The sequence below is a fragment of the Bdellovibrionales bacterium genome (assembly GCA_018266295.1).
Taxonomy (GTDB): domain Bacteria; phylum Bdellovibrionota; class Bdellovibrionia; order Bdellovibrionales; family Bdellovibrionaceae; genus JACMRP01.
Genome location: JAFEAQ010000011.1, coordinates 255,881 through 268,902 on the forward strand (window position 1 = coordinate 255,881; position 13,022 = coordinate 268,902).

Below are 13,022 nucleotides of genomic sequence, written 5' to 3' on the forward strand. Positions count from 1 at the left end.
ATTTTGCCTATGAAACAGCTCTCTTTATTTTTTTGCGCAGCACTCCCGTTCCTGTTGAGTGCCTGCGCTGGAATGACAGTCATTAATCCCAACGAAAAAAGCAACAAAGGTACCCTTGCTCTGGATACAAGTGGCGGCCAAGTAAGACTGGTTGAGACTTACACCTGCAAACTCGATTCCATGGGTAAGCACTATCAAGCCGTTGGCAAATCAGAATCTGAAGCACGTGATGAAGTATTAGCAAAATGCCGCGACAATGCAGTTCTTTCCTTCTGTAAACCTGAGAAAACCACCTGCGCAAAAAACTAAAACTCCGACCTAGGTTGGGGCCAAACTGACTTCGGAATTTCCTGAGAAAAATCGGGATGTTCCTACATGTCTTCGGACCAAGGTCTTTGGTCCAAATCACGAATGACAGGACTCTTCCCTTCGATGGTTTTTATTTAGACTGAGAGACATAGAAAACAACTCAAAGGAGTTCCGCTTGAAACTAGTTTCGTTACTTGCTATCGCCCTTTTCCTCGCGTCGTGCGCGACGAATCCAAACTCGGCTACAACAACAGCCAGAAATACTGAAACCACTTCAGGTGTGCGCTCTCCTTCAGCAGCTACCGACCTGTCCGGTACATACTTGGGTGAAGGTCTTTATCAAAACCGCACTCAGGGCCTGCGTCGTCCCGCAATGCGCATCTATTTTGATCGCGTGCCTGGTGAGTCTGATAGCTACTACAGCGTGCTTGTTGAGTACGATCAGTTGTTCAGCATGGCGGCGCCATACCTTGCAAGCCAAAAACTTCCAATCGCAAATCATGTGATTGGTTATTTGAATAATATCTCCACCCGCATCTCTGCTTACAAAGTAGTACCGAGTCAGAAAGCCGGCTCCTACGAATTCCACAACCTTGAAGTACAAAATGGCCAGATCGTTCCTGCTGCAGCGGCAACGATGGTGTTGAACCTTGATCCTAAAAACAACAGCGCCAATGTTCTTGCGGGCGCAAACATCACCGGCAATGTTGATGGCCTTATCGTCTTCCCTTCTGCAGAGCCCGCAAAAAAAGGTTTGATAGGCAGCATTGGTGACGCTTTAAACTTAACTCAGCTAGAACTTGCGACGACGGTTTATAAGTTAGGCCACTTGGCTTCTACTTGGCGCGGAAACTGGAATGACCTCGAAGGTTCTTACTTATCTGAGTATGGTAAATTCAAAGACGGTGTTCTTGAGTTGTACTCAGCGAACGGTCAAAAGAAAATGCGCTTCTTGAAAAGCAACGTGACTCTCGCGAAGCACTTCACAAATCCAAAATCGGCACCTATCGAAGGCGACTTTGTTTCGACAGAGCCGGTTCCTAAAATGTACGTCTTGGTGCCAGCAGTTCGCAAGAACACCCCTAGCGAAAAAGAAATGGGCGGCCGTATCGGTCTCTTCTTGGACGTTTTCGACGGCTCAGCTCCTGAAGCTGGCAGCCACTTGGTGACGGAACTTGCGTTCACGAACCCAGCGGATCCAGAAGACTTCATGATGTACTACGAACACCCACAGCATTTGAAAAATGTGGGCGTAGAACCTGCAAAAGCTAAAAAGTAATCCACACACTCTGCGGTAAATTCAAAGCCCTCAGGAGAAATCCTGGGGGCTTTTTCTTTTTGTCACAAAATCTTCACCATTCCCCTCACGGCCTTCATGATAGGCTTTTTCTTTGGAGGGGTGACATGTGTTTTTCAGCCGAAGTCAGTTACGGCTCAGCCGCATTGCTTGTGACAACGGGGGCTGTCGCTACCATCGGAAATAATAAATCTTCTCAGCGTATGATCGCTGCGATTCCTTTTCTTTTTGGGCTGCAACAGGCGGCCGAGGGCATCGTCTGGCAGACCATGGGACCTGATCCTTCTGAGTCTCTGCGCCGGGTCGGCGTTGTGATATTTCTGACCTTTGCTTACCTCATATGGCCGAGCTGGATCCCCTGGTCTTTTTACTTCATTGAGACCGGAGAACGGCGACGAAAAATCCTGATGGCGATTGGCGGTTTAGGGCTCGTGGTTTCAGCCCTCGTCGCTTCCATACTGTATGGCTTGAAAGTCGACGTCTATGTTTCGGGTCACAGCCTTGCTTATGTGTTTCCAGATTACAACAGGCACTGGCCCGCAAATTTAGAGGCCCTGCTGTACTTCACGCCAACAGTGATCCCCTTTTTCATCTCAAGCTCCCGCACAATAAAACAAGCCGGTCTCCTGATCTTTGCCGCCATGTTGCTCGCAAAATACATCAACCGCGAAACAGAAGCCTCTGTCTGGTGTTTCTTTGCGGCCGTGATCAGTTTCTATATCGCTGTGAATGTCCTGTGGCTTAAAAAAGGCGAGCTTCGTTAAACTCAATAATATTTAAAAGCCGGTCCTCTTTGTTTTGTCATTCACGATTTTCCGCAGTATCCTCGAGGGATATTTTAATTTACGTTTAAATTTTGTAACACGGATGGAACAAATGGTTTACGACGTTATTATTTCCGGCGCGGGCCCCGTGGGACTTTTCCTTGCTTGCGAACTTGCATTAGCAAAGTGCTCGGTCCTCATTCTTGAAAAAGCAGAAACTCCCCAGGCACCGACGAAACAAATTCCTTTTGGCATCCGCGGTCTTTCAGCTCCGACGATTGAAGCTTTTTACCGCCGTGGACTCCTCAGTGAATTAGAAATTCACAAGCGCATGAAAAATCCTCATCAAAACAGCGGCGAAGGGGCTCGCCGTCAGGTGGGACATTTCGCCGGCATTCCATTTCACGAGGGCGATGTCGACGTGACTCAATGGAAATACCGCCTACCAAGCTCGCCTGAAGCAAGTTTGATTTCTGAAATGGCAGAACTGGAAACGGTCCTTGCCCGCCGTGCAGAATCCTTAGGAGTCCAAATCAAGCGCGGAGTCAGCGTCACGGGTCTTCAGCAAGATGCTGATGGAGTCACCGTCTACGCTGGTGATTTGTCTTTTAAAGCGCAATGGCTCGTCGGCTGTGATGGTGCTCGCAGCGCGGTTCGCAAAGCCGGCGGCTTTGAGTTCGCCGGCACCGAGCCCGAGTTCACCGGCTACTCTACGAAGATCGACATCGCCAATCCCGAAGTCCTCCGTCCTGGCAGAAATTTGACGGACAAAGGCATGTACATGCAATCGCAGCCAGGCTTTGTTGTCATTCAAGAATTCGATGGTGGAGCTTTTCATAATTCCGGCGCCCCTCTCACAGCAGAGCACGTGCAAGGGGCTCTCCGTCGCATTTCAAACACCGACGTGAAAGTCACAGCCCTGCATTTTGCCACAACGTGGACCGATCGTGCCCGTCAAGCGACTCAGTATCGTAATGGCCGCGTTCTTCTTGCCGGAGATGCTGCTCATATTCATTCTCCCCTTGGCGGCCAAGGCCTTAACCTGGGCTTGGGAGATGCGATGAACTTAGGGTGGAAGCTCGCGGCGACGATTCATAAGAAAGCGCCTGCAGGCCTATTAGACACTTACCAAACGGAGCGCCACCCGATCGGCGCGCAAGTGCTGGATTGGTCGCGGGCGCAGGTTTCTGTGATGAAACCAGATCCGGCAGCACGTGCGATGAACACCATTCTTCGCGACATCATGAACACACGCGATGGCGCAACCTACTTCGCAAGCCGAGTTTGGGGCATCCATACGCACTACGATATGGGCAGCGAACATCCTCTCGTAGGCTACAGCGTTCCGAATTTTGAATTCGAAGACGGCTCAACTCTCGGCGAACTCATGCGTGACGGCCGCGGCATTCTGTTGGATTTTAGCACGAATGGCGCCCTTGAAGGCATGACCAACGAGTACGGTGAACAGATGAAATACGTTTGGGGAAAAGCCGCCGAGCAATTGGGTCTGAGTGCTGTCTTGATTCGTCCTGATGGAATCGTGGCATGGGCCTCAGATGAGGAGCTTGATAAGTCTTCCATCCAGCAAGCAATGAATGAGTGGTTCACGAATTGAGAAAATAAAAACCCGATCTTTTGGATCGGGTTGAAATATCAGAAAAAATTTGGCGTTCCCAAGGGGATTTGAACCCCTGTATCCTCCGTGAAAGGGAGGTGTCCTAGGCCCCTAGACGATGGGAACGTGCTTAGGAAAAATACAGTCTTGTCTTACCTACTTCGGCGAAGCCGAAGTGTATAAAATGGTGGCTCGCGATGGATTCGAACCATCGACCCCTTCATTAAAAGTGAAGTGCTCTACCAGCTGAGCTAGCGAACCACGTCCGTTACAAGGATTGCTAATCTCTTAGAAACTGCTCTTTATGTCAACCCGAATTATTGAAGAAAATTAAAAAACTTCCAGAAAAATTCATGAACTTTGCCGTTCACCCATAAAGTGCCTAGGAAAAGAGCTAAGTGTGCTTAATTAGCGAGCTTTCATAAACAGCCGACGCCACACTTTTGTGTAAAACCTCCCCGGCTGCCCACCTTTCTAGCAACCCTTCGAAGACAAGATCCCCCACTTGCCTACCGACAAGAGACTTCTTAAGCTAACAACTATGAAAACGGTTCTTCACGAGCAAGGTAGCAAACGCATTGTCGAAATCATCGCTGACGGAGTTGTTATCAACAACGCGCAGGATGCATTGGATTTGCTCTACAATCTGCCAAGTCCTGAAGACCGTCAGATTATTTTTCATAAAGCCAATATCACTCCGGCGTTTTTTGATCTTAAGACAGGGATCGCCGGAGAGATTTTGCAGAAGTTTGTAAATTATAAAATTCGATTCGCCGTCGTTGGCGATTTTCAAAACATCAAGAGCGAAGCCCTGCGAGCTTTCGTGATTGAAAGCAATCGCGGCCGCCAGGCCTTCTTCGTTGAAGACCTCGAGACGGCTAAGCAAAAGCTTTTTGCAATTTAGCTAACGATTTTCACATCCAGAGCGTCGAGTTTCTGACGGTCCATCACTATTTCGATATCGACGACTTTGCCGTCTTCCACTTTAAAGCAGAACGCAACCACCGGCTTTCCACCCGGAGCCCATGTCATGCCCGCCATGCCATTGATCAGTGCTAATTGCGCGGCCGCCGCTTTGCCTTTAAGCGTATTCGCCACGTCTTTCGCACCACGGATTTCACGTTGGAACTGCGGAGCCCCTTTGTCTTTGTTCGCTTGCGCCACTTTAATCGCCGTTTCATCCGCACGCAGAGTCGCATCCGGGTGAAGCAAGTGCATCAGCGCTTCGAAATTGCCCTCGCGCGAAGCCGATAGGAAAGCTGCAACGATTTCATTGCGGCGCTCGAGATTTTCTTCAGGGGTCTCTGCCCCACGCACACGGCGACGCGCGCGGCTTGCAAGCTGGCGCGTGGCCTCTTCGGTACGGTCGATGATCGGCGCAATTTCTTCAAACGACAAATCAAACAGATCATGCAGAACAAAAGCGATGCGTTCCGCGGGTGTGAGTAAATCTAAAACGACGAGCAATGCCGGGCCCACGGCATCTGCAATCATATAGTCCGCTTCGGGATTGCCTTCTTTAGCGGACTCAGAGCTTTGATCACTGAGAGGAGCTTCCCCTCGGGACTTACGCGTACGAAGCATATCAAGGCAGACGCGCGAAACCACCGTCGTCAGCCAGCCGTTGAGATTTTCAATTTTCTCAGATTCGGAGTGATTCAAGCGAATCCAAGCCTCTTGAACGGCGTCTTCGGCTTCGCCCACGGAGCCCAGCATTCGATAGGCCACTGATTTGAGGTGACCACGGGTCTCTTCGAAATTTTTGGCAAGCCAGTCTTTCTTTTCCATCTCTTTATGATCCATTCGTTGAGTTGAGGTCTATCCCCGGTATGACGTTTGCGACCCCTCGCCTGTGACAGGAAATCTCAATTATTTTAGTGACCATCCTAAGCTGTTGAAAAGACAAAATAATCAAGCCTGGCCGTTTTTTCATGATTTTTTCGGTCACAAAAGCAAAGTCCGTTTCGTCATATCCACAAAAAAGGAGCTCGTATGAAATTCGTTCTACTTATATACCAAGGCACAACTCCCCTTCCAGAATCAGATCGTTGGAAAGCGATGCCTGAAGCTGAACAAAAAAGAATTTATATGGAGTATGCCGAGTTCAACAAAACTCCGGGACTGTCCGCCGGACTTCCCTTGGGCTTACCAAAAGCCGCTCACACCGTTCAAGTCAAAGATGGCAAAGCCGTTGTCAAAGAGGGAACATACTTGCCTGAAGGCGTTGGTGGGTATTGCGTGCTCGAAGCTGACAATATCGAAGCCGCGATTGCAGTGGCGGCGAAAATTCCAGCTGCACGTCTCGGTGGCGCGATCGAAATTCGTCCGGCCGACAAATATTGGTAAATTGGCGCTTTTAAAAATTAAGACTTACTTATTAGGAGGCCTTTATGAATATCTTCTTATGGATCGTACAAGTTTTGCTCGCCTTGCACACAGCGATGGGGGCCATCTGGAAGTTTTCTCGCTCTGCAGAGCAGACGATGCCGTCTCTGAAAGCCATTCCGCACGGTGCTTGGCTTACGCTGTCCGTGATTGAATTGATTTGCGCGATCGCACTGGTGATTCCAGCACTCAGCAATCATCTTGCGATGCTGACTCCGGTTGCGGCGATCCTCATTGCCGGCGAGATGCTGCTCTTTTGTGGTTTGCACATGGCCGCCGGTGAAGGCAGCAACATCGGTCCGATGATTTACTGGCTCGTCGTCGCCGTGGTTTGTGCTTTTGTCGCTTACGGCAGATACGCCCTGAGCCCACTCACCTAGCACGCGGGACTTAAGGCAGCTCGTAGTTGAAAGTGTAAAAGTGTTTTCCGTCGATGATATCAATCACCATATCACCCGAAAGTCCCTGCAGCTGTTCTGTGCCGCTGTCTGGGACAACGGTGATGATCTGCGACGGAGTCCCGCGCTTCATGGTGGAGCTATGCTGCATGCAGAAGCTGCCACTATGGCCCTCAAGAACGCCGGTGATTTTTTCCATTGCGACATAACCGCCGGACCCCAAAGACTGATTCATCATCCCCATCATCGAAACGAGACTCTCGGCCGCGAGAGGACCAACGAACCGTTTTTCAAATTTCATTCGCATGGCCCCGACGGCCTGGCTGGTTTCATCCACTGGCAGGGGTTTGCTTTTAACTTCAAAAAATCCTTTGATGGTTTTCTTCATAGAAACTCCAATTTTTATGTCCGAACTATCGCTTGGTTTTTCCCGCGAAAGATGCTGCAATGAGCTCATGCAAAAACTAACGACTTTCTTGATGTTTGAAGGAAAAGCCGAAGAAGCCATGAACTTCTATATTTCCCTTTTTAAAAACTCGAAAATCAACTCAATTTCGCGTTATGGGGCGCAGGGCCCAGGCCCCGAAGGCAGTGTGATCCACGCCGTTTTTAGCCTCAACGGCCAGGATTTCATGGCGATTGATAGTCACGTAAAGCACGCATTCACATTCACTCCGGCAATGTCGATCTATGTTCAATGCGAAAACCATGATGAGCTGGAATCCCTTTATGGCAAGCTCAGCGAAGGCGGCAAGGCCCTAATGCCTCTCGGTGACTATGGCTTTAGCAAAAAATTCGGCTGGGTGAATGACCGCTTCGGTGTCTCTTGGCAATTGAATTTGGCATAGGATCAGCGCCTCTGGGAGCACCCAAGAACGCTCACTTCTTTGACATAAAACTAGCATTCCATATTTGAACTTCTGAAATTTCGTCAGAATCATTACATCTGCTGAAGGACCTCTGCCTTTGATAAAATAGAGGCATGAAGTGGCTTCTCTTTTGGATGATTCTTCTAGTTTTTGTAAGCCCCCTAAGAGCGCAGCAAAACCTTGCTGGCGTTAAGATTCGTGCTTTCACAACCGACGGCTGCAGCATGTCCCCTGATGGGAATTTTCGCAGCGATTGGACTGAGTGCTGCGTGGATCACGACTTTGCTTATTGGCTCGGCGGCACCAAGGCGGAGCGCGCAGACGCGGACCAACACTTGATGGCTTGTATTACAGAAAAATCAGATGCCGTGACTGCTGAAATTTATTTTGCCGGCGTGCGCGTCGGCGGGACCGCCTACTCTATCACGTCGTATCGCTGGGGTTATGGCTGGAATTATCTGCGCAGCTATCGCCCCATTACCGACCAGGAGCTTGAGCTGATTAAAACTCAGTTAGGACAAAGTCTCGAAGAGCTTCGCAAGACTTATCGTAATACACCTATTACGCGATCGCTGTTTTGATTTCTTACGAAGTCCCGTCGAGCCGCTAGATCTTACTTAGAGAATATTGGAATGCCGTCGAACATGAAACCAATCAGCAAATAAGACCCTGAAAGATCGATTGCTGTCACATTGCCGTTGATGTTGCCGGAGCTTTTAAAATCATTGATTTTATTGCTCTCATACCCGCCTTCCATAAAGAAGAAGTACTTGCTATAACCGAAAGCCACCGAAGCACCCGCTGCCATATTTGGCGTCGCGCTCTTTTCAAGCGTTCCGTCCTGACCAGCTGTTTTTATTTTGTAAGTCGTCGTCGCAACACCGACGCCGGCAAAAACGTCTGCTTTCACATAATCTGACTTGAAGAAAGGAACGCGCGCAATCCCCATCATGCTCTGTTGAGTCAGTCCCGCGGTGTAGTCCGTCGCTGAGTTCGATGGATCTTCATCTTGGCTGATGAGATTGTACGTGTAACGAAGACCTAATTGAAGATACTGAAACGTCGGGAAAGTAATCTCGATCCCGAAGTGGTTGTTCAGTTTTACGTTTTTAATACCTTGAGTGGTCAGCTCGGTGTTGAGCTCTTTAGGATCTGCTGTTGTCGAACCCAAAAACAAGCGGCCTTGCCCCAAGCCCATGTCGCCTGCATAAGTCACAGAAGCCGAAATAATCAATACGAATCCCAATAGAAGCTGACTGCCTAAGCCCATCGCGCCCTTCCTTTTGTGTGGTGTACAAACAGCTTAAGGGATCGCGTTGGACCTCACAAGATGGGCGCTTTAATTTCCGACTTAAAACCTGATCGCGTGCGCTTTGTTCTTACGACGGTCGATCACAACCGAGATTAAAACAGAGCTTCCAATCAAGAAAGCGATGATTCCCAATGACCAACTGATCGGGAATTTTCCGCCGAACAGGTGGTTTAGGTAAACCATCTTTAGGCCTACAAACAAGAGGACCGATGCTAAACCGTATTTTATGTAGGCAAAGCGATCCATCACCCCGGCCAGCATAAAGTACATTGAACGTAAGCCCAGGATTGCAAAGATATTCGAAGTGAACACGATCAAAGGTTCTTTCGTAATCGCAAAGATCGCGGGCACTGAGTCCACGGCAAAGATGATGTCACTGAGTTCTAAGAAAACCAGAGCTAAAAACAGCGGCGTTACAAAGAGCATGTTGCTTTTCTTGATGAAGAACTGCTGCCCTTCGATCTTCGGATGAATCCGGAAGATCTTTTGTAAGCCGCGAATAATAATATTCTTACTCAGGTCTTTTTCTTCAGTCCCGGCAAAGAACATCTTAATCCCCGTTAAGATTAATAAACCGCCGAAGAACATGACGACCCATTCGTATTCCATCAGCACCGAGCCCAGGGCGATGAAAATTGCACGGAATAGGAGGGCGCCAAGAATGCCCCAGAAAAGGACTCGGTGCTGATAGATTTTAGGAATACCAAAATAAGCAAAAACGACGGCAAAAACGAAGATGTTGTCGATCGCAAGTGACTTCTCGACCACAAAGCCCGTCAAAAATTCTAAAGCAGAGTTTTTCGCCTGTAAGCCAGGATCAAATCCTGGAATCTCGAGATACCGTGGATCGGTTGAAAACTTATAGAGCGCAAATTGATAAAACAGATAACTAAAAACAAAGGCCATGCTGATCCAGATCGTCGTCCAGATCGAAGACTCTTTAAAACTCACCTCGTGAGCCTTCTTGTGAAAGACTCCCAAATCCAATGCCAGCACGGCTAAAACGAATACGATAAAGCCGACGTAAAAATACCAGTAATCAGCAAATGGGAAGAGTAACATTGTAAAGCTCCTTGCTTCTCCTCCTTTATCGCCGTATTTTCAATATTGCTCAAATCGATAAAAATATTGAGTAGTATCGTTTTATTAGATACAAACGCATCGACTGATTTCTGTGAGGTTTTTATGACTCCGTGGATTAACTATCACCATTTATTCTATTTTATGACGATCGCTGAAGAAGGATCTGTCTCAAAAGCCGCTGAAAAACTGCGTGTGGGCCAACCGACTCTGTCCGCGCAACTTAAACAATTTGAAGACACTTTAGGTGTGCAACTCTTTGAGCGGCAGCACAAAAAACTCATTTTAAGCGAACAAGGCAAGGTGGCTCTCGATTATTCTAAAAATATCTTTCGCATGGGTTCTGAGATGTACGAGGTTTTGCACGATCAGTTAAAACCCCTCAAACCATCTTTACACCTCGGCGCCATCGACAGCGTGCCAAAGCAAATCGTTTTGCAGCTGGTGCAAGAGGCCTTTAAGATTTCACCGTGCCAGATCACTTTGTCCGAAGGAAAGTCCGATGAACTTTTACGCGAGCTCACGTCTCATCGTATGGACCTCATGGTCACGAACTTTATGCCAACGGGAGTGGATGCCAAGGGACTCTATCCCCGCTCCATCCTCAAAAAGAATGTTTCTTTTTATGGCGCGCCGAAATTTAAATCTTTAAAGAAAAACTTTCCGAAATCTCTTTCGGGCGAGCCGTTAATTTTACCAACATACGATAGCAAACTTCGTCAAGATCTGGATCATTGGGCGAAACTGCATAGTGTTGACTTAAATATCATCATCGAAAGCCAGGATGTCTCCGTGAAAGAATTAATGGCGATGAACGAAATGGGATTGATGCCGGCGGCCCCTCACACGGTGGCAGATCAGGTATCGCGCGGCGAACTGGTCGAGATCGGAAAGCTTCCTGGAGTCTACGAGGAGTTCTTCTTGGTTTCTGCTCAGCGCCGCATTGAAAACCCGATAGCCTCAAAGCTGAAAAACTCTTTCGTGGTTTAACCTAGACCTGACATTTTTTGATTTATATTCCTGGCGGGACCAAGTAAATTCGAAGAAGCCAAACATCCTTCTTGAAATGGTCCCCCTATGAAACAAAATAATGCTCTTCTGATTCTGACTCTCGGCATTTTCAATGCGCTGACTCCCTTTTCCATTGATATGTACCTGTCGTCATTTCCAAGCATCGCCAAAGATCTCGGCGTGCCGGTAGCGCAAATGGCGCTCTCAGTGTCTTTCTATTTTATCGGGTTTGCCTTAGGCCAAGTTCTGTACGGTCCGTTCTTAGATCGCTTCGGCAGAAAAAAGCCACTCTACATTGGCCTGGCGCTTTATATAGTAGCCACGTTTGGCTGTATGACAGCTCAATCCTTTGATGCTCTTTTACTTTTCCGCTTCTTGTCTGCCTTGGGCGGCTGTGCCGCGGGAGTTGCTGCAACGACCATGGTGCGTGATTTTTTCCCGCCAGAGCAAACAGCGAAAGTGTTCTCGCTATTAATGCTGGTTTTGAGTGTTTCACCACTGCTCGCCCCTACGATCGGAAGTCTGCTTGTCGCCGTTGCGAGCTGGCGAACGATCTTTGCTGTTCTCGCCGGCCTTGGAATTTTAAACGTCTTTCTTCTTGCGACGGTGATTCCGAACACTTACGCTCCAGATGAAACAGTGGAGATCAAACTCAAACCGATTTTGCAAAACTTTAAGAAAGTCTTTTTGCAACCTCAATTTTTTACTTACACACTTGCAGGCTCATTGGGCTTTGCCGGGCTGTTCGTTTATGTTGCGGCTTCACCGGCAATATTTATGGAAGGCTTTGGCCTGTCCGCGCAAGGATTCGGCGTCGTCTTCGGAGTGCTGGTTTTTGGCATGATCGGCGGCGGCCAAGTGAATTTGCTGATGGTAAAACGACACGGCGAGCGGCAAGTATTTAAAACATTCCTGACAGCCGAAGTGATTATTAGTGCCCTCTTCCTCGCAGGAACAGCAACGAATACTTTAGGTCTTTATGGCACCGTTGCGATGATGTTCGTGATTCTCTTCTGTGTCGGCGCAACTTACCCCAATGCGGCAGCGCTTGCTTTGGAACCTTTTACGAGCAACGTCGGCAGCGCCTCGGCCCTGCTCGGCTTTATTCAGCTTGGAATCGGCTCGATTGTTTCGGCGGGTGTCGGCATGCTCGATATGAAAGGCAGTCTGCCAACGGCCTTAGCAACTTTCGTTGCGTCGACTCTTGGTTTAATGCTTTTACTCAGCCGTCATAAGTTGCATCTCTCAGAAAAACAGCTATCCTCTTAAACAAGAGGAGGCTCTTCATGAGCGGTAGAAATACTCTTATAGCCATCGCTGTGATTCTTTTAGGTATCTTTTTGGGCGGAGTGATTTATTTAAAATCAAAAATCCACGCTGTGACAGAGGCCACAGCCCCTCTGTTTATTGGGCCAACACCGACGGCCGGAGCAAAAAATCCCGGATCACCGGTTACAGCTCCCCACGAGATCACCTTTTCAAAAACTCTTGTATTGCGTGAAAAAACCATGTCTGTCGACGGCGGCGATTTTATGCCGATTGCCTGCTCGTCGGGATCTAACGAACCGGTGATCTTTGGTTACATTCAGCTGACAGAACAACACCGCGCGGACCTCACCTGTGCTGAGGAGTACATGGGCGGCGTTGGCATGACCTTTATCGATCCTGATGGAAAACAAAAAACTCTGAAATTAGTTTCCAGTGACGGAGATGCGGGCGATGCTTGGGAGTCCCGCTCATGGATCATCAAAGACGGCGGCAGTGTGAAAATCAGAACCGTCAGTCTTTCAAGCTCTAATGACACTGAAAGTGGCGAGCTGCTTAAGTGCGACACTTCAAAAGTTTTTCTTGCGTGGGACGCAAAAACTCAGGACTTCGCTCAGTCCGTGGATGCTCCCGATTGGAGTCTTTCGGCCTTCACTCCGCCGATTGGAATTTCAAAGGACTGTCTAAATCCTGACGGCACTTGGAAAGGCAAATAG

Annotated in this window: 16 protein-coding genes and 2 tRNA genes; 12 read left to right on the forward strand and 6 right to left on the reverse strand. The window is 48.5% G+C overall.

Going from position 1 to position 13,022, the window contains the following annotated elements; translation table 11 throughout:
- Positions 1 to 72 precede the first annotated feature (72 nt).
- The 4 genes from JSU04_09920 to JSU04_09935 all read left to right on the forward strand — a co-directional run bounded on the left by JSU04_09920 (position 73) and on the right by JSU04_09935 (position 3,985).
- On the forward strand, positions 73 to 309 hold the full coding sequence (locus JSU04_09920; protein ID MBS1970616.1) for a hypothetical protein: 237 nt from the start codon (positions 73 to 75) through the stop codon (positions 307 to 309).
- Between the two features lie 175 nt (positions 310 to 484).
- A complete protein-coding gene (locus JSU04_09925) occupies positions 485 to 1,588 on the forward strand; it encodes a hypothetical protein (protein ID MBS1970617.1) in 1,104 nt (367 codons plus the stop codon).
- A gap of 125 nt (positions 1,589 to 1,713) precedes the next feature.
- Positions 1,714 to 2,370 carry a hypothetical protein gene (locus JSU04_09930; protein MBS1970618.1) on the forward strand — a complete coding sequence of 219 codons (657 nt, stop codon included), beginning with the start codon at positions 1,714 to 1,716 and terminating at the stop codon, positions 2,368 to 2,370.
- A gap of 112 nt (positions 2,371 to 2,482) precedes the next feature.
- Positions 2,483 to 3,985, forward strand: a complete 1,503-nt coding sequence (locus tag JSU04_09935) for an FAD-dependent monooxygenase (GenBank protein MBS1970619.1) — start codon at positions 2,483 to 2,485, stop codon at positions 3,983 to 3,985.
- A gap of 50 nt (positions 3,986 to 4,035) precedes the next feature.
- Here the strand turns inward: JSU04_09935 and JSU04_09940 are convergent.
- Positions 4,036 to 4,111, reverse strand: a tRNA-Glu gene (locus JSU04_09940).
- Between the two features lie 59 nt (positions 4,112 to 4,170).
- A tRNA-Lys gene (locus tag JSU04_09945) sits at positions 4,171 to 4,246 on the reverse strand.
- A 280-nt stretch (positions 4,247 to 4,526) separates the two neighbouring features.
- Between JSU04_09945 and JSU04_09950 the strand changes: the two genes are divergently transcribed.
- Positions 4,527 to 4,889 carry a DUF4180 domain-containing protein gene (locus tag JSU04_09950; protein ID MBS1970620.1) on the forward strand — a complete coding sequence of 121 codons (363 nt, stop codon included), beginning with the start codon at positions 4,527 to 4,529 and terminating at the stop codon, positions 4,887 to 4,889.
- Here JSU04_09950 and JSU04_09955 read toward each other — a convergent pair.
- The gene (locus tag JSU04_09955; protein ID MBS1970621.1) at positions 4,886 to 5,788 is read right to left on the reverse strand and encodes a sigma-70 family RNA polymerase sigma factor; all 903 of its coding nucleotides are present in this window, start codon (positions 5,786 to 5,788) and stop codon (positions 4,886 to 4,888) included. The genes JSU04_09950 and JSU04_09955 overlap by 4 nt on opposite strands.
- Before the next feature lie 189 nt (positions 5,789 to 5,977).
- On the opposite strand from JSU04_09955, the gene JSU04_09960 reads away from it, so the two are divergent.
- Both JSU04_09960 and JSU04_09965 read left to right on the forward strand, forming a co-directional pair.
- Positions 5,978 to 6,331: a hypothetical protein gene (locus JSU04_09960; protein ID MBS1970622.1), complete on the forward strand. Its 354-nt coding sequence runs from the start codon at positions 5,978 to 5,980 to the stop codon at positions 6,329 to 6,331.
- A 44-nt stretch (positions 6,332 to 6,375) separates the two neighbouring features.
- Positions 6,376 to 6,750 carry a DoxX family protein gene (locus tag JSU04_09965; GenBank protein MBS1970623.1) on the forward strand — a complete coding sequence of 125 codons (375 nt, stop codon included), beginning with the start codon at positions 6,376 to 6,378 and terminating at the stop codon, positions 6,748 to 6,750.
- A 10-nt stretch (positions 6,751 to 6,760) separates the two neighbouring features.
- On the opposite strand, the gene JSU04_09970 is transcribed toward JSU04_09965, so the two are convergent.
- Positions 6,761 to 7,156, reverse strand: coding sequence for a DUF3224 domain-containing protein (locus JSU04_09970; protein MBS1970624.1), 396 nt, complete (start codon positions 7,154 to 7,156; stop codon positions 6,761 to 6,763).
- 16 nt (positions 7,157 to 7,172) lie between these two features.
- Here JSU04_09970 and JSU04_09975 point away from each other — a divergent pair, with 16 nt between their 5' ends.
- The gene (locus tag JSU04_09975; protein MBS1970625.1) at positions 7,173 to 7,616 is read left to right on the forward strand and encodes a VOC family protein; all 444 of its coding nucleotides are present in this window, start codon (positions 7,173 to 7,175) and stop codon (positions 7,614 to 7,616) included.
- A gap of 134 nt (positions 7,617 to 7,750) precedes the next feature.
- Positions 7,751 to 8,218, forward strand: a complete 468-nt coding sequence (locus tag JSU04_09980) for a helicase (protein MBS1970626.1) — start codon at positions 7,751 to 7,753, stop codon at positions 8,216 to 8,218.
- Between the two features lie 32 nt (positions 8,219 to 8,250).
- On the opposite strand, the gene JSU04_09985 is transcribed toward JSU04_09980, so the two are convergent.
- Positions 8,251 to 8,907, reverse strand: a complete 657-nt coding sequence (locus JSU04_09985; GenBank protein MBS1970627.1) for a hypothetical protein — start codon at positions 8,905 to 8,907, stop codon at positions 8,251 to 8,253.
- 81 nt (positions 8,908 to 8,988) lie between these two features.
- Positions 8,989 to 10,011, reverse strand: a complete 1,023-nt coding sequence (locus JSU04_09990; GenBank protein ID MBS1970628.1) for a TerC family protein — start codon at positions 10,009 to 10,011, stop codon at positions 8,989 to 8,991.
- 123 nt (positions 10,012 to 10,134) lie between these two features.
- On the opposite strand from JSU04_09990, the gene JSU04_09995 reads away from it, so the two are divergent.
- From JSU04_09995 to JSU04_10005, 3 genes are all read left to right on the forward strand, one after another.
- Complete coding sequence (locus JSU04_09995) at positions 10,135 to 11,019, forward strand: LysR family transcriptional regulator (protein ID MBS1970629.1); 885 nt, start codon at positions 10,135 to 10,137, stop codon at positions 11,017 to 11,019.
- A gap of 87 nt (positions 11,020 to 11,106) precedes the next feature.
- Positions 11,107 to 12,309 (forward strand): multidrug effflux MFS transporter, encoded by a 1,203-nt coding sequence (locus JSU04_10000; GenBank protein ID MBS1970630.1) that lies wholly within the window; start codon positions 11,107 to 11,109, stop codon positions 12,307 to 12,309.
- Positions 12,310 to 12,326: 17 nt separating this feature from the next.
- Positions 12,327 to 13,022 (forward strand): hypothetical protein, encoded by a 696-nt coding sequence (locus tag JSU04_10005; protein ID MBS1970631.1) that lies wholly within the window; start codon positions 12,327 to 12,329, stop codon positions 13,020 to 13,022.

Bases quoted from the DNA above. Each gene is read 5' to 3' on its own strand.
- JSU04_09950 (MBS1970620.1), top strand. From the start codon at position 4,527: ATGAAAACGGTTCTTCACGAGCAAGGTAGCAAACGCATTGTCGAAATC.
- JSU04_10005 (MBS1970631.1), top strand. From the start codon at position 12,327: ATGAGCGGTAGAAATACTCTTATAGCCATCGCTGTGATTCTTTTAGGT.
- JSU04_09960 (MBS1970622.1), top strand. From the start codon at position 5,978: ATGAAATTCGTTCTACTTATATACCAAGGCACAACTCCCCTTCCAGAA.
- JSU04_09935 (MBS1970619.1), top strand. From the start codon at position 2,483: ATGGTTTACGACGTTATTATTTCCGGCGCGGGCCCCGTGGGACTTTTC.
- JSU04_09990 (MBS1970628.1), bottom strand. From the start codon at position 10,011: ATGTTACTCTTCCCATTTGCTGATTACTGGTATTTTTACGTCGGCTTT.
- JSU04_10000 (MBS1970630.1), top strand. From the start codon at position 11,107: ATGAAACAAAATAATGCTCTTCTGATTCTGACTCTCGGCATTTTCAAT.
- JSU04_09920 (MBS1970616.1), top strand. From the start codon at position 73: ATGACAGTCATTAATCCCAACGAAAAAAGCAACAAAGGTACCCTTGCT.
- JSU04_09955 (MBS1970621.1), bottom strand. From the start codon at position 5,788: ATGGATCATAAAGAGATGGAAAAGAAAGACTGGCTTGCCAAAAATTTC.
- JSU04_09980 (MBS1970626.1), top strand. From the start codon at position 7,751: ATGAAGTGGCTTCTCTTTTGGATGATTCTTCTAGTTTTTGTAAGCCCC.
- JSU04_09970 (MBS1970624.1), bottom strand. From the start codon at position 7,156: ATGAAGAAAACCATCAAAGGATTTTTTGAAGTTAAAAGCAAACCCCTG.
- JSU04_09930 (MBS1970618.1), top strand. From the start codon at position 1,714: ATGTGTTTTTCAGCCGAAGTCAGTTACGGCTCAGCCGCATTGCTTGTG.
- JSU04_09965 (MBS1970623.1), top strand. From the start codon at position 6,376: ATGAATATCTTCTTATGGATCGTACAAGTTTTGCTCGCCTTGCACACA.
- JSU04_09995 (MBS1970629.1), top strand. From the start codon at position 10,135: ATGACTCCGTGGATTAACTATCACCATTTATTCTATTTTATGACGATC.
- JSU04_09975 (MBS1970625.1), top strand. From the start codon at position 7,173: ATGTCCGAACTATCGCTTGGTTTTTCCCGCGAAAGATGCTGCAATGAG.
- JSU04_09985 (MBS1970627.1), bottom strand. From the start codon at position 8,907: ATGGGCTTAGGCAGTCAGCTTCTATTGGGATTCGTATTGATTATTTCG.